22 protein-coding genes are annotated in these 17733 nt (G+C 57.2%); 12 read left to right on the forward strand and 10 right to left on the reverse strand.

Translation table 11 applies throughout. From position 1 onward, the window contains the following. Nucleotides 1-20: 20 nt before the first annotated feature. From lspA to sppA, 6 genes are all read right to left on the reverse strand, one after another. A complete protein-coding gene (lspA, locus tag QRN55_RS18295; RefSeq protein ID WP_111840235.1) occupies nt 21-527 on the reverse strand; it encodes a signal peptidase II in 507 nt (168 codons plus the stop codon). After that, nucleotides 527-1387: a TrmH family RNA methyltransferase gene (locus tag QRN55_RS18300; protein ID WP_284777784.1), complete on the reverse strand. Its 861-nt coding sequence runs from the start codon at nt 1385-1387 to the stop codon at nt 527-529. Before QRN55_RS18300 ends, lspA begins: the two co-directional genes overlap by 1 nt. Further along, nucleotides 1384-2559 carry a class I SAM-dependent methyltransferase gene (locus tag QRN55_RS18305; protein WP_284777785.1) on the reverse strand — a complete coding sequence of 392 codons (1176 nt, stop codon included), beginning with the start codon at nt 2557-2559 and terminating at the stop codon, nt 1384-1386. Before QRN55_RS18305 ends, QRN55_RS18300 begins: the two co-directional genes overlap by 4 nt. Before the next feature lie 105 nt (nt 2560-2664). Further along, nucleotides 2665-3015 (reverse strand): lipopolysaccharide assembly protein LapA domain-containing protein, encoded by a 351-nt coding sequence (locus QRN55_RS18310; RefSeq protein ID WP_111840127.1) that lies wholly within the window; start codon nt 3013-3015, stop codon nt 2665-2667. 125 nt (nt 3016-3140) lie between these two features. Further along, the gene (locus tag QRN55_RS18315) at nt 3141-3470 is read right to left on the reverse strand and encodes an integration host factor subunit beta (RefSeq protein ID WP_268753650.1); all 330 of its coding nucleotides are present in this window, start codon (nt 3468-3470) and stop codon (nt 3141-3143) included. 2 nt (nt 3471-3472) lie between these two features. Further along, nucleotides 3473-4426 carry a signal peptide peptidase SppA gene (gene sppA, locus QRN55_RS18320; protein WP_233122314.1) on the reverse strand — a complete coding sequence of 318 codons (954 nt, stop codon included), beginning with the start codon at nt 4424-4426 and terminating at the stop codon, nt 3473-3475. A 240-nt stretch (nt 4427-4666) separates the two neighbouring features. On the opposite strand from sppA, the gene lptC reads away from it, so the two are divergent. From lptC to QRN55_RS18355, 7 genes are all read left to right on the forward strand, one after another. After that, nucleotides 4667-5332, forward strand: a complete 666-nt coding sequence (gene lptC, locus QRN55_RS18325; RefSeq protein ID WP_284777786.1) for an LPS export ABC transporter periplasmic protein LptC — start codon at nt 4667-4669, stop codon at nt 5330-5332. Nucleotides 5333-5345: 13 nt separating this feature from the next. Then, the gene (locus QRN55_RS18330) at nt 5346-5924 is read left to right on the forward strand and encodes an LptA/OstA family protein (RefSeq protein WP_111840129.1); all 579 of its coding nucleotides are present in this window, start codon (nt 5346-5348) and stop codon (nt 5922-5924) included. 25 nt (nt 5925-5949) lie between these two features. Continuing rightward, the gene (gene lptB, locus QRN55_RS18335; protein ID WP_162694551.1) at nt 5950-6747 is read left to right on the forward strand and encodes an LPS export ABC transporter ATP-binding protein; all 798 of its coding nucleotides are present in this window, start codon (nt 5950-5952) and stop codon (nt 6745-6747) included. A gap of 183 nt (nt 6748-6930) precedes the next feature. Next, nucleotides 6931-8478, forward strand: coding sequence for an RNA polymerase factor sigma-54 (gene rpoN / locus QRN55_RS18340; protein ID WP_284777787.1), 1548 nt, complete (start codon nt 6931-6933; stop codon nt 8476-8478). 224 nt (nt 8479-8702) lie between these two features. Beyond that, entirely contained in the window at nt 8703-9278 is a 576-nt protein-coding gene (gene hpf / locus QRN55_RS18345) for a ribosome hibernation-promoting factor, HPF/YfiA family (protein ID WP_111840132.1), read from the forward strand. A 79-nt stretch (nt 9279-9357) separates the two neighbouring features. Continuing rightward, the gene (ptsN, locus tag QRN55_RS18350) at nt 9358-9819 is read left to right on the forward strand and encodes a PTS IIA-like nitrogen regulatory protein PtsN (protein WP_111840133.1); all 462 of its coding nucleotides are present in this window, start codon (nt 9358-9360) and stop codon (nt 9817-9819) included. Nucleotides 9820-9843: 24 nt separating this feature from the next. Further along, nucleotides 9844-10968 carry a dienelactone hydrolase family protein gene (locus QRN55_RS18355; RefSeq protein WP_284777788.1) on the forward strand — a complete coding sequence of 375 codons (1125 nt, stop codon included), beginning with the start codon at nt 9844-9846 and terminating at the stop codon, nt 10966-10968. A gap of 50 nt (nt 10969-11018) precedes the next feature. Here QRN55_RS18355 and grpE read toward each other — a convergent pair whose 3' ends face one another. Further along, nucleotides 11019-11654 carry a nucleotide exchange factor GrpE gene (gene grpE / locus QRN55_RS18360; RefSeq protein WP_111840134.1) on the reverse strand — a complete coding sequence of 212 codons (636 nt, stop codon included), beginning with the start codon at nt 11652-11654 and terminating at the stop codon, nt 11019-11021. Nucleotides 11655-11768: 114 nt separating this feature from the next. Continuing rightward, nucleotides 11769-12860, reverse strand: coding sequence for a heat-inducible transcriptional repressor HrcA (hrcA, locus tag QRN55_RS18365; RefSeq protein ID WP_112497885.1), 1092 nt, complete (start codon nt 12858-12860; stop codon nt 11769-11771). Nucleotides 12861-13019: 159 nt separating this feature from the next. Here hrcA and rph point away from each other — a divergent pair, with 159 nt between their 5' ends. The 3 genes from rph to hemW are packed head-to-tail and all read left to right on the forward strand — an operon-like array spanning nt 13020 to nt 15603. Then, nucleotides 13020-13736: a ribonuclease PH gene (gene rph, locus QRN55_RS18370; RefSeq protein ID WP_284777789.1), complete on the forward strand. Its 717-nt coding sequence runs from the start codon at nt 13020-13022 to the stop codon at nt 13734-13736. A 17-nt stretch (nt 13737-13753) separates the two neighbouring features. Beyond that, the gene (gene rdgB / locus QRN55_RS18375) at nt 13754-14398 is read left to right on the forward strand and encodes an RdgB/HAM1 family non-canonical purine NTP pyrophosphatase (protein WP_284777790.1); all 645 of its coding nucleotides are present in this window, start codon (nt 13754-13756) and stop codon (nt 14396-14398) included. Then, on the forward strand, nt 14398-15603 hold the full coding sequence (gene hemW, locus QRN55_RS18380) for a radical SAM family heme chaperone HemW (RefSeq protein WP_284777791.1): 1206 nt from the start codon (nt 14398-14400) through the stop codon (nt 15601-15603). The genes rdgB and hemW overlap by 1 nt, the downstream gene beginning before the upstream one ends. Nucleotides 15604-15612: 9 nt before the next feature. On the opposite strand, the gene QRN55_RS18385 is transcribed toward hemW, so the two are convergent. Next, nucleotides 15613-15954 carry a metalloregulator ArsR/SmtB family transcription factor gene (locus tag QRN55_RS18385; RefSeq protein WP_234936125.1) on the reverse strand — a complete coding sequence of 114 codons (342 nt, stop codon included), beginning with the start codon at nt 15952-15954 and terminating at the stop codon, nt 15613-15615. 97 nt (nt 15955-16051) lie between these two features. Between QRN55_RS18385 and QRN55_RS18390 the strand changes: the two genes are divergently transcribed. Continuing rightward, nucleotides 16052-16549, forward strand: coding sequence for an SRPBCC family protein (locus tag QRN55_RS18390; protein WP_284777792.1), 498 nt, complete (start codon nt 16052-16054; stop codon nt 16547-16549). After that, on the forward strand, nt 16546-17091 hold the full coding sequence (locus QRN55_RS18395; protein WP_284777793.1) for a hypothetical protein: 546 nt from the start codon (nt 16546-16548) through the stop codon (nt 17089-17091). Before QRN55_RS18390 ends, QRN55_RS18395 begins: the two co-directional genes overlap by 4 nt. A gap of 1 nt (nt 17092) precedes the next feature. Here QRN55_RS18395 and QRN55_RS18400 read toward each other — a convergent pair whose 3' ends face one another. Continuing rightward, complete coding sequence (locus tag QRN55_RS18400; protein WP_284777794.1) at nt 17093-17518, reverse strand: DUF805 domain-containing protein; 426 nt, start codon at nt 17516-17518, stop codon at nt 17093-17095. Nucleotides 17519-17733: the final 215 nt, after the last annotated feature.

Here is a 17733-nt window from a genome sequence, read left to right on the forward strand (position 1 = left end):
TTGGCGTGAACGCTAAACTTTTAGCGTTCCTCGTTTTTAGCGCGTTGGGTTGCTCTGGCGTGCAATATCTCATCCAGAATGACGCAACCGGCACCGATGGTAATGAAGGAATCGGCAAGGTTAAACACCGCAAAGGACCATGTGTCGGTGTGGAAGAGAATATAATCGATCACGTGGCCGTATAAAAAGCGGTCGAAGATATTACCGGCGGCACCAGCGATGATGAGCGCGAAGCCCAGATGCGCGAAGGTGCGGTCCGCATCCGTCTTGCGCCACAGCCAGATGACGAAACCGACGATGGCTAAGCGCATGGTGACGATGAACCAGCCTTCCATGTCAGCCAGCATGGAAAAGGCGACGCCGAGATTATAGGTGCGGTAGAGCGCCCAGAAGGGCATGACCGGCACCATCTGCTGTAAGGGCAGATAGGCTTCCACCAGAAGCTTGATGATCTGGTCTGCGATCAGCGCACAGACGATCAGGGCGATTGCCGGGATAGGCTTGGAGAACAGAGCGGGCTTGGCCATCATTTTACCGGTGCGAGTTCGAGAAGATGACGGCGGGCTTCAAACAGCATCACTGCCGTTGCAATCGCCAGATTAAGAGAATCGGCACGCCCCTGCTGCGGAATGCGCGCTAGCTGGTCTGCCTTCGCCGCCAGTTCCGGCGGCAAGCCGGATTGTTCGTTGCCCATCAGGATCACGGTCGGCTTGCGCTTGTAATCGATTGTGCGGTAATCGACCGAACCGGCAAGATGGGTTGCAACGACGCTGACACCTGCGGATTTCTTCCAGGTCAGAAACTCTTCCACTGTCGCATGCGCAACGGGAATGGCGAAGACCGAACCCATGGTGGCGCGCACTGTTTCCAGCGAAAACGGATCGGTGCAATCGCCAACGAGGATGACGCCGGATGCACCTGCCGCATCGGCAGTGCGAATGATGGTGCCGAGATTGCCGGGGTCGCGCACGCGGTCAAGCGCAATGAAGGTCTGACCGTCCTGCGGCTGGATATCCCTCAGCGGCGTCCATTTCTGATCGAAAATACCGACCACCATTTGCGGATTGTCGCGACGGGTGATGGATGACAGGATTTTTTCGGTCACTTCCAGAACAAGCCCGCCCTTGGCGACGGTCTTGGTTGCCACCTGTTCGACCAACGGTTTGCCCTTTGCATTTTTGGCGTAGACCAGCGTGCGGATCGTCCAGCCCAGTTCCAGCGCATCGATCACCAGCTTCAGCCCTTCGGCCATGAAGGTGCTGGTTTCTTCCCGGCCCTTCTTATGGGTCAGGTTCTTGATGTCCTTGATGATCGGATTGGCAAGGCTGGTGACCTCTTTGACCTGCCCTACCCGGCCCGGTCTGTTTTCACGGCGGTCATCGATCATTTCGGCACCCAGCGGCTAAAGAGAGAGGTGGACAGCGCACGGCCCCGCGTCTTGCCGTCAAGACCGGCCTCGCGGATGACGAGTTCGCCGGAGGCAACTTCGCCACCTGCGCCGCGCATGGTTTCGCGCATCAGCTCATGCATGGAATAGAAACTGGCGCGTATGGAATAGGCCGTCAGCACCAGACCTAGCGCCTTGGGCGACAGGATATCGCGGCAGACATCCAGCATCAGTGGCAGATGCTCGAACAGTTGCCAGATCTCACCATGGGTGCCACGGCCAAAGTGCGGCGGATCAGTGAGAATAATGTCGTAGGTGTTGCCGCGCCGTTCTTCGCGCTGGATGAACTTCATCGCATCTTCGCAAATCCAGCGGATCGGTGCGTTTTCCAGCCCCGCCAGCGCCTGATTTTCCCGCGCCCAGCCGATTGCCTTCTTGGAAGCATCCACATGGGTCACTTCCGCACCGGCAGCCGCCGCGACCAGAGAGGCGACACCGGTATAACCGAAGAGATTGAGAACCTTGAGCGGGCGATCTGCTGTCTCGATCGTGTGTTTCAGCCATTCCCAATGAACGATCTGCTCGGGGAACACGCCGACATGGCGAAACGCGGTGAAACGACCCAGGAAATTGACGCCGAGTAGCGAGAGCGGCCATGTTTCGCCCAGCTGTTCCTTGGGAAAGCGCCAGCGGCCCATGCCGTCTTCATCCGTATCGCCGGTGAAAATGGAGTCGGCGTTTTCCCAGACGCGCTCGGGCAGGCTCGGACGCCACAGTGCCTGTGCCTCGGGTCGCACGATGCGGTAGTTGCCATATTGCTCGAGTTTAAGACCGTTGCCCGTATCGATCAGGTGAAAGTCGCCAGCGCCCAGCGATTCCAGGATCACCGGAACCTGTTCACCCGGCAGATCGCCGGTCCGCTGCTTGAGAGGTCGCGGTGGAACCTGCTCTGTCTCTTGCGGGGCGACCTTGACCTTCACACTGTCCTGAACGCCCGCCTTCGCAGCGGGTTTGCCGGATTTTACTGGCGCGTTGGCGGCAGCGCGCACATGGTCCGGCGCGCGGCTGCGAGGAGCGGTGTCTTTTTGTCTTGCCGGTTTACCGGCATTGCGCTGCCGGGGTTCCTGCCCCGCGCGCGACTTGGCGCCCGGGCGGCTGTCTTTTTTCTTCAACGGGGTTCTTTCCAAGTCTGACCGCATTTTATGCGACAGCGAATAGCATCACAGCGCAATATTATCAAAGGGCTGCGGTTTCAACACCCATCACGTCGTAGCGACTCACTTGGCGGCGATGCGCGCATCCGTGGAGGGGGCGATGACCACCGCATTGGCGGCTGCCTTCTGCCGATTGGCTTCGTCATGCCAGCGCACGGCTTCTTTAGCTTCGGTGCGGGCGCGCTTGCGATACTTGCCCTGCGAGAACCATGTGACCAGAGAGCCGAGAAAGATGCCGAAAATAACGGCGAGGAATATGAAGACGAAGAACGGCGCGGAGAAGGACAGAACGCTGTCATCGGGTCGGAAAGGATTGAGCGCGAGCGTCACGGCCTGCCGGTTGGCCACGCACAACACCACCAGAATGATGGCGAGTGGCACCAGAACCACGAGATTGACGATCTTCTTAGACATCCAACGATACTCCGTCTTTAGGGGCCTTCAGACAAACCTGCATGGACGTCAGATAGGAGCCCGACTGCTCGGTCTCAACCGTTCTCCAAAGCGCAAAATCGCCAAACGATCTGCGCCATGGATTTTTAGTCTTCGTCTTCGACGTCGCTCATGCCCGGGTTGAGACGCTCACGCAGCTCCTTGCCGGTCTTGAAGAAGGGAACCCATTTTTCCTCGACAAAAACGGACTCACCCGTGCGTGGGTTCCGTCCCGAACGTGAGGGGCGATTCTTGACTGAAAAAGCACCGAAGCCGCGCAGCTCCACACGGTTGCCCGCCGCCAACGCATCCGTGATCTCGTCAAGCACGGCGTTGACGATATTTTCCACGTCACGGTGGTAAAGGTGCGGGTTGTGCGCAGCAACAATCTGCACCAGTTCAGACTTAATCACGGTTGCCCCCTGAAAGAATTGGATTTTTAACGTTCCCCAACCTGCCAAACCGAAACAAGACCGTCAAGAAACAACTTGTCGGCACCCAACTGGCGAGGCACGTTGAAAGGCAGAAATTCATCATATCCGAGCATTTTTGCGATGCCCGCAAGACTGAAGAGTGAAAATGGCGAGCGCTTGGGCGGAGCCGTCCATTCGACGATGGGCAGATCCTTGGCGACCTTGCGGCTCTCGAAATAGCTGCGAATTTCCTTTTCACCACCCAGCGTATCGATGAGCTTGACCGCAACGGCCTGACGACCGGTGAAGATGGAACCATCGGCAAGCTTCAATACGTCTTCACGCGGCAGCTTGCGGCGGTCTGCGACAAGGTCAACGAACCAGCCGTAGCTGTCCATGACCATGTTGCGGATCATGGTCTTCGATTCTTCCGGCGGCTCGTGGAACGGCGAAGGCTCCGCCTTCATCGGCGACGACTTGATCTCCTGCAAGGAAACGCCAAGCTTGTCGAGCAGAGGCTTGACCTGCGGATACTGGAAGATGACGCCGATAGAGCCGGTGATCGAGGTGTCACCGGCAATGATCGTGTCGCCCGCCGTGGCAATCATATAGCCAGCGGAAGCCGCCAATGTGCGGACATCGGAAACGACGGGCTTCTTTTCAGCCACCGCACGGATGGCCTTGAAAATGCGCTCACCGCCATAGGTGGTACCGCCAGGCGAAGAGATGGAAACGATCAAGCCTTTGGCGCTGTCGCTGTCTGCAATCTTTTGCAGGCGCTCCAACAGCTCGGTGTCATCCTGAATGAGACCGCTGATTTCGACACGTGCAATGTGCGGGCGCACGCTCGTCGTCGGTTCGGCAAAGGCGAAGCGATAGATCGCAAAGCATCCCGCCACCAGAAGGAGAACGGCGGCGACGCGCCAGAATGTCAGCTTGCGCCGCAACTGTCTGCGATCTGCGATTGCTGTCTGATCCATTTGCTCACCTTAACTCAGGACGCCGTCAACGATTAATGCCAGCCATATGAGCCTTGTAGCTACCTCTTGCAAAGAAACAAACGGAAAGCTTTGTTTTGATAAAAATATCGTAGCTCTTGCGCTCATTCTGAGAAAAACCATATTGGCAGGGCAAGTGCCCCGTGCCAAAGACAAGTGCAACCCATGATAAAGTCGCTAATATGTGCGTTATAGCGACGAGATTTGCCCCGGACCCAGATGATGCTCGAACGACTTAGCCAGCCAGCGCCCGGTTTTCCCCTGTCTGACGGACAGGCAAGCGCCTATGCGCTGGCGTTGCGTCATTCGTCACGCGTCAAGAAGCTGAAGATCATTCTTCCGCTTGGCGCAGCACTGATATCGCTCACCTTTATTGCTGTCTCGCTGGCGCGGACATGGTTGCCGGATGAGGTTTCGCTGGAAAGCGCGACGGTCGAGAATGGCAAGATCGTCATGGAAAAGCCCGCACTTGCCGGGCGCAACAACAAGGGCTTCGATTATTCGATGAACGCCGAACGGGCGCTGCAGGATATTGCCAGCCCGAACCTGATGACGCTGGAAAAAGTGCTCGCAGCAGTGCCGATGAACGACATCGTCGCACAGGTCGTGGCGCAGGAAGGCATTTTCGACCGCGCCACCAACCGGCTGAAAATGACAGCGCCCTTTGACATCAATCTCAGCAATGGCATACAAGCGAAGTTCCAGTCTGCGGATGTGGACCTGAGAGCCGGAACGATGGACAGCTCGACGCCTGTTACCATCACCACCACTCAAGGTTCAATTGTTGCAGAAAGTCTGCATATAGCAGATAATGGCAAGACGATTACATTCTCGGGGCAGGTACGGGCACGTATAGCTGCATCCACCATTCAGAACGCAGGCAAGTGAGAGCCCGACCCAGATGATGCAGATTTCGCGCCCAGCCCGTTACGTCAATGCTGCCTATTTCGCTTCTGCCATCGCTCTGGCCTGTCTTGCAGGCCCTGCTGCGGCGCAAAATGCGACGAGCAAGATGGAGGGCCTCAAGCTTTCCAACGATCAGCCCATCGCCATCGAGAGCGACCAGCTGGAAGTGCGCGATCAGGAGCGCAAGGCTTACTTCACCGGAAATGTGAAGGTCGTGCAGGGAACGACGACCTTGCAGGCGGGCAAGATGACAGTGCTTTATAAAAGCAACGGCGAAGGCGCTGCTGCCAATTCATCGATCACCAGCGGCGGTGCGGATATCGACAAGATCTTCGTCGATAACTCTGTTTACCTGACATCGGGCACTCAGAAGGCGACAGCCGACAAGGGTGAATTCGACATGGCGGCGCAGACCTTCATCCTCTCTGGGAAGCAGGTCGTTCTCTCGCAGGACACCAACGTCTTTACCGGCTGCAAGCTGACCGTCCTGATGAACACGGGTGAAGCGAAGCTCGAAAGCTGTGGCGGACCTGTCCGCATCATGCTTGACCCCAAGTCCCAGAAAAAGCAGTAGTTCCCAGCCCGTGAAGATACCATCCATGTCAAAGCTGTTCGGCGCAGGCTCCGCGCGCGCACCCGAGGCGGATATCGCTCCCGGTGACAAGGCGCGGTACGAGGGCACATTGATCGCCCACGGCCTGACCAAGACCTACAATACGCGCCGTGTCGTCAATGGCGTCTCGCTCGTCGTGCGTCGTGGTGAGGCCGTTGGTCTCCTTGGACCCAACGGCGCTGGCAAGACGACGTGTTTTTACATGATCACCGGCCTCGTTCCCGTCGATAGCGGCAAGATCGCCATCAACGGCAATGACGTGACCGGCATGCCGATGTATCGCCGCTCGCGGCTCGGCGTGGGATATCTTCCGCAGGAAGCATCGATCTTTCGTGGACTGACGGTCGAAGACAATATTCGTGCGGTTCTCGAAGTGCATGAGCGCGACGAGAAGAAGCGCAATCGCAAGCTTGATGAACTGCTGGAAGAATTCCACATTTCGCAACTGCGCAAGTCGCCAGCGGTCGCGCTGTCTGGTGGTGAGCGTCGCCGTCTGGAAATCGCCCGTGCGCTGGCGACCGACCCGACCTTCATGTTGCTGGATGAACCCTTTGCAGGTGTTGACCCGATTTCGGTCAGCGACATCCAGAATCTGGTGCGTCACCTCACAGCCCGCGGCATCGGTGTTCTCATCACCGACCACAATGTTCGTGAAACACTGGGTCTGATCGACCGCGCCTATATCATCCATGCGGGGGAAGTCTTGACCCATGGTCGCGCTTCGGAAATCGTCAACAATGCTGACGTCCGCCGCCTGTATCTCGGCAATAATTTCAGCCTGTAAGTCACTTGGCCGTAAAACTTAGGTCCGGTTAACGGTCCACGCAAAGAATCTTCCACTCGACCTGACAGTTGAGCTTGACCAAACAAAAATAAAAAGCAATTTTTGGGCCAAGTTCTACCTCCCCGTTCAGATTTCTTCAAAAATATCGACGGGTAAAGGGTTTTTGGGAGTTTAGCGTCCGCCATGGCCTTGTCCGCCAGTCTTTTGCTGCGTCAGAGCCAGTCTCTGGTCATGACCCCGCAACTGATGCAGTCGATCCAACTGCTTCAGATGACCCATATCGAGCTGACGCAATTCATCGCTCAGGAAGTTGAAAAAAATCCACTGCTGGAAATTGCGGCAAACGATAGCGATTTGGGCAGCGCTTCTGCATCCGTCGAAGACAGCTATGCCCAGGCGGAACTCACCACAGACCAGTTCTCCGAAAGCGCTCACGACCCCGAAGAGTGGTACGGCGACCGCGCCAGCAGCCTCAACGAGCAGCTCGACACGAATTTCGAGAACGTCTTTCCAGATGATAGCGCAGCGCCAAAGGCGGATGCACCGGAGCTGGTTGGCCAGTGGAAATCGATGCCGGGCGCCGAGTCGTCCGAGGCCTATGATCTCGACGACTTTGTTGCGGGCAAGCCCAGTCTGCGGGACCATATTGGTCAACAATTGCCCTTTACCGTCACCTCTCTTCAGGACCGGGTGATCGCGGATGCGCTGCTCGATCATCTCGATGAGACCGGCTATCTGGCTGCGGACGCCGTCAACGAGATCGCTGAGCGCCTTGGCAAAGACGACCGTGACGTGAGTGCCGTCCTCACCGCGCTACAGGCACTCGATCCACCCGGTATTTTTGCCCGCTCGCTGAGTGAGTGCCTGTCCATCCAACTGGCGCAGAAGGATCGCCTCGATCCGGCGATGAAAGCGTTTGTCAGCAATCTCGAACTGCTGGCCAAACGCGATTTCGTCTCTCTGAAGCGGCTTTGCGGGGTGGGCGAAGAAGACCTCCTCGACATGCTGGCTGAAATCCGGTCGCTCAACCCCAGACCGGGCGCAGGCTTTGAGACCGGGATTTCGGAAACCATCGTGCCCGACATCATCGTCAGGCCGTCCTCCGACGGAGGCTGGCTGATAGAACTCAACCCGGAAACCCTGCCCCGAGTCCTCGTCAACCAGACCTATTTTGCTCAGGTCTCCAAACTCAAATGCCGTGAGGGCGAGGATGGAGAGTTTATGTCCGAGTGCATGCAGACCGCAAGCTGGCTGACCCGCAGTCTCGACCAGCGCGCCAAGACCATCATGAAGGTTGCCAGCGAAATCGTGCGGCAGCAGGATGCCTTCCTGCTGCACGGTGTCGATCACCTGCGCCCACTCAACCTCAGACAGGTGGCCGACGCGATCAAGATGCACGAGTCCACCGTCAGCCGGGTCACGTCGCGCAAATACATGCTCACGCCGCGCGGCCTGTTCGAGCTCAAATATTTCTTTAGCGTTTCGATCGGAGCGGTTGAGGGCGGTGACAGCCATTCGGCGGAAGCCGTTCGGCACCGCATCAGGATCATGATCACCCAGGAAGCGCCCGATGCCGTACTTTCAGACGATGATATCGTCGAAATTCTGAAAAAAAACGGTGTCGAACTAGCGCGACGAACGGTCGCAAAATATCGTGAAGCGATGAATATTCCCTCATCAGTACAGCGGCGTCGGGAGAAAAAAGCCATGGCAAAAGTTACCGTTTCGTAACGAAAAATTCATATATTTCAATTTGTTAATAATGTTAATTGACTCTTGATGCCCGCGAGGCTAGAAGCTCGCCGCATAGAGGGCAGGGGCCGGATCAACCGTTAAATACATGCGGCGCTTTTGCGCCAAGCCGGAATGAGACCGAAAGGGACTCGAAACGCTTGGATGAGCGCGTCGCTTGACGTAAGCTGGTACACGCAAATCACTGAAAAAGGAAAAATTCCATGAGTGTGCGTGTATCTGGTAAACATATGGATATCGGCGAATCGTTCCGTCAGAGGATCGAGGACAACATTAGCCTGGCGATTACCAAATACTTTGACGGGGGGTATTCCGGTCAAGTGACTGTGGAGAAATCTGGCGCGCGTTTCGATGCCGATTGCAAGATCCATCTCGACACCGGGGTCGTCTTGCATGCAGCGGGACAGGCCAACGATCCACAGGCGAGTTTCGATGCGGCAGCGGCGCGGATAGAAAAGCGCCTTCGCAGATATAAAAGAAAACTGAAGGACCACCACAACGGCGCTTCGGCAAACGGTATCATGGAAGAATTTCCCTATACCGTGATGGATGCCGTGCCGGATGAGGACGACGAGCTGCCGGAAGATTTCGCACCAACCATCGTTGCCGAGACCTCCAAGCAGGTTAAGACAATGACGGTCGCAAGCGCGGTCATGGCGCTGGACATGACAGACGAGCCGGTGTTGCTGTTCCGCAGCCCAGGCAAGGAACTCAATATCGTTTATCGCCGCAACGATGGAAACATCGGCTGGATTGACGCGGCGACGATCAAGAACTGAATAGTCTGACAGGACATCGGGAGTGCAGCCGCCATGCGGTGGCACTCCCTTCGTCTCGATGGCATGAAGGATAAACAGAATGGCGTTGGCAGATTTGCTGCAACAAGATGCGATTATTCCCGCCCTCAAGGTCAATTCCAAAAAGCAGCTCCTTCAGGAATTGGCGGCAAGAGCGTCCAGGATCACCGGCGTGCCTGAGCGGGAAGTTTTCGACGTCATATTGCAGCGTGAGCGGCTGGGCTCGACGGGCGTGGGCCATGGCATTGCCATCCCGCACGGCAAGCTGGCCAGCATCAACACCATCGTGGGCGTTTTCGCACGCCTGGAAAATGCCGTCGATTTCGAAGCGCTCGACGACCAGCCGGTCGATCTGGTGTTCCTTCTTCTGGCGCCAGAAGGCGCTGGTGCCGACCATTTGAAGGCGCTGTCGCGTATCGCGCGTGTGCTGCGTGACCCTGAATTGGTTGCCAAACTGCGCGCGACGGAATCCGACACGGCGATTTACACCTTCCTCAACCAGGAACAGGCCACAGCGGCCTGAGTGCGTGGCACAGGTCACGGGCTGATGGAAAACGGCAACGACCCTACGTCTGGAACGGATACTCGCGCCCAGACGCAGGGTGTGACGCCCGATCATCTGCCGGTCTTCTCCGCCTCGCTAAAGCAAAGACTTGATTTCCCTCTTACCTGGCGACCCGGCGAAGACGATGTTTTCGCGTGGAAGGCGACGGCACGGGCCAAACTTCACGCGCTGACCCTTCAACAGCCAGACGATACCCCGTTCACACCTTCCACGATGGCCTCCAAGGATCGTGGCAGCTATGTCGCACACAAGATCGCCTTCAACCTGACCTCTGACAGTCGGGTACAGGCCTTTCTGCTGGTGCCAAAGGGCGAAGGCCCGTTTCCAGCAGCGATCTTTTATCACGATCATGGATCGCAGTTCGATATCGGCAAGGAAAAGCTGGTGGAGCCCTGGGACGACGACGCCCGCCTGACATCCGCCAAGGCATGGACGGCAAGGTTCTTTTCCGGGCGATTTCCAGCGGATGAACTTGCCCGCCGTGGTTATGTCGTGCTGGTGACGGATGCCCTGGGCTGGGGATACCGCGGCCCCCTTACCTATGATGGCCAGCAGGCTCTTGCCGCCAATCTTTTCAACATGGGCAGTTCATTGGCGGGCTTGATGGCGCTGGAGGATACGCGCGCTGCGGATTTTCTCAGTAACCTCCGCCAAGTGGATAGCACCCGTGTCGCGGCTATCGGCTTTTCAATGGGGGCGTTCCGAGCCTGGCAGGCAGCAGCGCTGAGCGATACGATCAAGGCTGTGATTGCGGTCAACTGGATGGCGACGGCCAAGGGCCTGATGGAACCTGGCAATAACCACTGTCGTGGAGGATCGGCCTGGCACATGACGCATCCAGGGCTGATGCAGCATATGGACTACCCGGATGTGGCGAGTCTTTGCGCACCCAACCCCATGCTGATCTTTGCAGGAGAGCACGACAGGCTGTTTCCACTCGCGTCTGTTAAAACGGCTTTTCAGAAAATGAGTGGGGTTTGGGACGCGTGGGGCGTAGCAGATGACTTCGAGAGCAAAATCTGGCCCGGTGGCCATGTCTTCGAAGCTGTTCAGCAGGATTACGCTTATGACTGGCTGGATCGTCAGTTCGATCAAAGCAAGGCATAAAACCATTTGATCGGATCCACCCCGGCCATAGACCGGGGTGGACGTTCACATTACGCGTCTTTTTCGTTCAGACCGCTTGTGCCCGGCTCAGCCGCTGTGGGCGCATCACCCTTGGGGCCGCCCTTGGCAACGCCGACCATCGCCGGGCGCAGCACGCGATCGCCAATGGTAAAGCCCGCTTGGACGACCTGCACGACCGTGTTGTTCGGAACCGCCGTATTGGGAATTTCGAACATAGCCTGGTGGAAATTCGGATCGAACTTCTGTCCTTCCGCATCCATCTTGCGCACACCATGACGCTCCAGCGCCGATAGCATCGAGCGCTCCGTCATGTCGACGCCTTCGATCAGCCCGGCAATGCCAGCTTCGGAATTCGTCTTCAGCTCTTCAGGGATGGTGTCGAGTGCACGGCGCAGATTGTCGGAAACGGCCAGCATGTCGCGGGCAAAGCCTGCAACGGAATAGGCCTTGGCATCTTTCACGTCGCGCTCGGTGCGGCGGCGCAGATTGTCCATTTCCGCAGCGAGGCGCAGAAATTTGTCGCGCAGATCGGCATTTTCGGCCTTCAAGACGTCGATAGGATCGGGCTCTGCCTGCTCTTGCCCTGCGTCTTCAACAGCAGCAGTGTCGGCAGCCTCGTCTACGACGTCTGCGTCAGGTCCGGTTTTGTTGTTGTCATCGGTCATGACGTTCTCCAGCTTCACATGTGTTCATGGGTTGAGCCCGATATCGAGCTTTGCCGGGCAAAAATCAAGGCTCGCAGGCAAATCCGTTCCGGATTCGGTGATGTCTTTTGAGGATCAGCGTCTTTGGCTGGAAAGTCGGGCCATGATCTGGGCGGTATAGTCCACCATCGGCACGATACGGGAGTAGTTGAGCCGTGTCGGACCAATGACGCCGACCGCACCCACCACCCGGTTCTCATCGTCCCTGTAGGGCGCAACGATCAGAGATGAGCCCGACAGGGAAAACAGCTTGTTTTCCGATCCGATAAAAATCCGCACGCCGGATCCTGTCTCAGCCAGATTGAGGACTTCGATCAGATTGTCCTTTCGCTCAAGATCATCGAACAGCAGTCGCACGCGGTCGATGTCCTCTTCGCCGGCCAGCCCTTCCAGAAGATTGGAGCGACCGCGCACGATGAGACGTCCGAGCTTGCCCTCTTCATTATCACCCGACCAGACCGCTAGCCCGCGCTCCACAAGATCTTGCGCGAGTGTACTCAGCGCACTTTGCAGCTCAGACTTCTGACGCAAAAGCTGGTTGCGCAGTTCCGGCAGCGTCTGGCCGGAAAGATGCGCGTTGATAAAATTGGCCGCTTCCGTCAATTGCGACGAGGTAATCCCGGCGGGCAGTTCGATGATACGGTTTTCGACCTGATTGTTGTCGCCGACCAGGATGGCGAGACCCTTGGTCGGCTCCAGGCGAATGAATTCCACATGCTTCAGCACCGCATCGCTCTTGGTCGTCAGCACCAGGCCGGCGCCACGCGACATGCCCGAGAGCATGCGGCTCGCTTCCGTCAGCAAACCCTCTATCGATTGTTCGCGCCCGGAAACCGGACCGATCTGCCTGTCGATGCTGGCGCGCTGCTCGGCAGGCAGATCGGCCACCTGCATAAAGGCATCCACGAAGAAGCGAAGCCCGCTTTGCGTCGGCAAGCGACCTGCGCTGATATGCGGCGAATAGATCAGGCCAAGCTGTTCCAGATCGCTCATGACGTTGCGAACGGAGGCGGGAGACAGAGACATTGGCAGCAGGCGCGAAAGGCTGCGCGAGCCCAGTGGCTCGCCATTTTCGAGATAGCCTTCGACGATGCGCCGGAAAATCTCGCGTGAGCGATCATCCAGCAGCGCACCCGGTTCTGTTCCAATCGGAGGAGAAACGCCCATTCGCCAGCTCTTCATCAATTCAGTACTGTAAGGAATATAGTCATTCGCTTGCACAAGTGAAAACGGAAATTCCAAGGTGGCGGTGCTGAGACCCGCTTTTCCTTTGCAAAACCGGTGCTGCGGCCTTAGAAGGCGCAGATCAACACGGAGACGAACCACATGCGGCCTTCAGGCAGAAAACTCGATCAGATGCGCAAAGTTTCTTTTGAGCGCAACTTCTCCAAGCACGCAGAGGGCTCCTGTCTGGTCAAATTTGGCGATACGCATGTTCTCGTCACCGCCAGCCTTGAAGAAAAGACGCCACCATGGCTGCGCAACAGCGGCAAGGGCTGGGTCACCGCCGAATACGGCATGTTGCCCCGCTCCACCCATGAGCGCATGCGCCGTGAAGCCGCATCCGGCAAGCAGGGTGGCCGCACGCAGGAAATCCAGCGTCTCATTGGCCGCTCGCTGCGCGCCGTGGTCGATCTTCAGGCACTGGGCGAACGCCAGATCAGCATCGACTGCGATGTCATTCAGGCCGATGGCGGCACCCGCACGGCCTCCATCACCGGCGCTTGGATTGCCCTTCACGACTGCCTGAAGTGGATGGAAACGCGCAACATGATCAAGGTCGAGAAGGTCCTGAAAGACCATATCGCTGCGATCTCCTGCGGTATTTTCGCCAGCCAGCCGGTGATCGATCTCGATTATCTGGAAGATTCCTCGGCTGAAACCGACGCCAACTTCGTCATCACCGGTTCCGGTGGCATCGTTGAAATTCAGGGCACGGCTGAAGGCGCGCCTTTCTCGGAAGAGGAATTCCTGACGCTGCTTGGTCTTGCCAAGACCGGCTGCGCGGAACTCGTTGAGCTGCAAAAGCGGGCGATTGCCTGAGCCAGGACATCAGAACCATGCGCAAACTCGACACCAGAACCATCGTCGTTGCCAGCCATAACAAGGGCAAGATTGCCGAAATCGCCGATCTCATCGGCCCTCTCGGTTTTTCTGCCAAGTCGGCTGCGGAGCTGAATTTCGCAGAACCCGACGAGACCGGCACGACCTTCGAGGAAAACGCCGCCATCAAGGCGCTGGCGTCTGCGCAAGCGTCCGGCCTACCATCGCTGTCAGACGATAGCGGTCTGGTGATCGATGCGCTTGACGGCAACCCCGGCGTCTATACCGCCAATTGGGCGGAAACGGCGGATGGAACCCGCGATTTCGCGATGGCGATGCAGAAGGTCGAAGACGCACTTCAGGAGCGTGGCGCGACGGAGCCTTCCGCCCGCACGTGCCGCTTTGTCAGCGTGCTCTGCCTCGCTTGGCCCGATGGCCATACCGAATTCTTCCGCGGCGAGATCGAAGGGACCGTTGCATGGCCGCCGCGTGGTGCCAGCGGCTTCGGTTACGACCCGATCTTCCAACCGGAAGGACACGAGACGACCTTCGGCGAGATGACTGCCGAGGAAAAGCATGGCTGGAAGCCCGGTGACGCGCAAGCCCTGTCCCACCGCGCCCGCGCCTTCAAAACCTTCGTCGAAACCTGTCTGGACGCATGATGATCGATCTCGGGAGCAGTTTCTCCCCTGCCCCCGATGCGACACTGCTGCCCGATACCGGTGAGCCCGGTTTCGGCATCTATGTGCATTGGCCCTTCTGTGCGGCCAAGTGCCCCTATTGCGATTTCAACAGCCATGTCCGCCACAAGCCTGTGGATCAGGACCGTTTCGTTGCCGCCTTCCTGCGCGAAATGGACACGATGCGGCAGCTGAGCGGCGCAAAGGTCGTGACCAGTGTTTTCCTGGGCGGCGGCACGCCGTCGCTGATGGACCCGCAGACCGTTGGCGCCATTCTGGATGGCATTGCCCGCTTCTGGCATGTGCCCGATGGCATCGAAATCACCATGGAAGCCAACCCGTCCAGCGTCGAAGCGGAGCGTTTTCGCGGTTACCGCGCCGCTGGCGTCAACCGTGTCTCCATGGGCGTACAGGCGCTCAACGACCGTGACCTGAAATTTCTGGGGCGCCTGCATGATGTCGCCGATGCGCTGAAAGCCATCCGACTTGCTCGCGAGATCTTCCCGCGCATGTCGTTCGATCTCATCTATGCCCGCCCGAACCAGACGGTCGAAGAATGGGAAAAAGAGCTTGTCGAAGCCATTTCCTATGCCGTCGACCACCTGTCACTCTACCAGCTGACCATCGAGGAAGGCACCGCCTTTTATGGTCTTCACAAGGCAGGCAAGCTGATCGTGCCGGATGGCGACCAATCCGCGCTGCTTTATGAGGCAACGCAGGAGATCACCGCGCGTCACGGCATGCCCGCTTACGAAGTCTCCAACCACGCGATACCGGGCGCGGAAAGCCGCCATAACCTGACCTATTGGCGCTACGGCGACTATGCCGGCATCGGCCCCGGCGCGCATGGGCGCCTGACCAAAGGCGGCGCAAAACTCGCCACCGCCACCGAACGCCACCCGGAAACCTGGCTTGAGGCCGTCGAACGCGATGGCCATGGCATTCTGGATCAGGAAATGCTGGGTGTCGAAGAACAGTCCGATGAGCTTCTGCTGATGGGCCTTCGCCTGCGCGAAGGCGTCGATCTTGCCCGCTGGAGCGATCTCTCCGGCCGCGACCTCGATCCCGACAAGGAAGATTTCCTGCTGCAACACGGCTTCATCGAGCGCCTGGGTAATTCACGCCTGCGCTGCACGCCATCCGGCATGCTTATTCTGGATTCGGTGGTGGCTGATCTGGCGTGTTGATGTAGTCCGTTATTCGGACGTCGCACCCACATCTTTTTCCTGTGCCTTACGGGCATTCTCCGCACTTTCGCGCCGCAACGGCGCGCCTACAGGGCAAATATCCTGCACGAACCCGGTTAGGCTATTGGCCAGCGTGTCCGAAACCTGTCGGTAATAAACATACTTTCCCCGCTTTTCAGACGACACCAGTCCCGCATGTTCAAGCAATTGTAAATGCTGTGAAATCGACGGTTTTGACATCTCGAAACGTGCGGCAATATCGCCTGCATTCATCTCATGATGCGCGACATAGGCTAGGATTTTGCGTCTGACGGGAGAGGCCAGTGCCTCGAAAATCAACTGAATGGACATGGCTCTTTCTACCATTAATCAATTAGACAATCAACTAACTGTTGACAGGATTATAATTAGTTGATTACCTAATTGTAGAAATGAAGGAGAGACAATTATGCAGATTCACTCGCAATGGATTTTCAACAGCGCCCCGCACCACATCTGGCCGCATTTTCTCCATGCCAAAATGGACAGCTCCAAACCCTTCCTGTTTCGCCTCGGTATTCCCAAGCCGGTCAGTTGCAAGGTGCTGGAAGGATACGGTGCTCTGGGCAACACCCGCCAATGCACCACGGATCGCGGCACCATCGATCAGCGCATTCTGGATTACATTCCCAACGAGAAAATGCGTTACCGCATGATCGGCAGCACCGTCTGGTGCAAGGACTGGATCGGCAATCTGGAGGATGAATTCACACTGGTTGCCATCGGGCCGAACATGACCCGTGTCGAGCGACGAAGCGAATTCGTCGCACATGGATGGCTGGCACCCGTCAAGCAATTGGCACTCTGGGTCGCCCTGAAACAGGCCCACCGCTACGCCTCAAAGAACTGGCGCAGATTGAGCAGTGAAAAGCAGGCTGCCGATCAGACACTGGAGGTCTTACTATGAAGGAGCGTGAGACATCGCAGATCGTGGCCCGCGTCGTGTATTTCGTGGAACTGATTATCTTCGCAGCGCCCTTCTACCTGACCTATGGACTGGTAGCGGTGATCAGCGCGCCTTATGCAGGCTTGCTGATCCTGTTTAGTCCGGTTTGGCTCATGAGTTATCTCGTTGATGCAAATGGAGAAGCTGCGCCTGTTCTTCTCATCGGAGTGATCGTCATCTTAGCCGCGACGCTGTCCGTGACAGGTGTCATCGCCCTATGGAAACTGGCAAAACTCTCGCACATCTATCTCTTCAAGGGTGCGCAGGAGCTGTCAGCACACCGCCGTGATTTTCGGATCGGCTTTTATTGCGGGCTGGCGCCGCTCATTTTCGCGACGACCGTCATGGCGGCTGTGGGCGTCAGCGACGGTGGCTGGACAAGTTTGCCTTTTGCCATCATTGGCGGCGGCACATTGCTCGTACCCGTCACCCATCTCTGGATCGCGATGCGCAAGCCTCACGAAGAACGCGGGGTCGATGACGAAACTCCACTCCTAGCCTAGATCAGGTTTCGTCTCGGCCCGCCGTACAATACCAGACGATCACAACGATCGATCCGATCGGGAAAAATCCCGAGAGAAGCTGGTGCCATCCACTGCGATTGATGTCGTGAAGGCGACGCGTAGACACTGCGATCATCGGTAAAAACAGAATGAAAGACCAGATCAGACTCAGGAACCCACGACTATCAATCGTGTCGACACCCAACGAGCTGGCCGACACAAATAGGAAAGAAAACCAGTATTCCGATCGGGACGCCCTGCCCCGGAAATTGACGTAGTTTCTGAAGAAGCTGGCAAAAGCCTCTCCAAACGTCATGGGCATGGCCGGTGTACCGAACCTGTTGGGTCCGGGTGGCGGCGGCCTAAAGACGAAGATCAGCGGGATGGCAATAAGAGCAATGATAACAATCAAATGCCAAGCCGACATATCGTGCCTTTCCATGTCTCAAATCACAGTGAAAATTTATGCATTTTGCACCCGTATCTTAGGTGCTGAATTAAAAAGAAGCGCTTTGCTGTCGTGAAATAATCACACGCATGACTCAATTACAAGTAGAAAGACCGAACCTCGCTTTTGAACACGCGACCGGTCTTTTATATAATGGTCACATGATCGAGGAATGGTCGGGTTTCCCCGACCAT

This window comes from Agrobacterium sp. lyk4-40-TYG-31, from assembly GCF_030209855.1.
GTDB classification, from domain to species: Bacteria; Pseudomonadota; Alphaproteobacteria; order Rhizobiales; family Rhizobiaceae; genus Agrobacterium; species Agrobacterium vaccinii.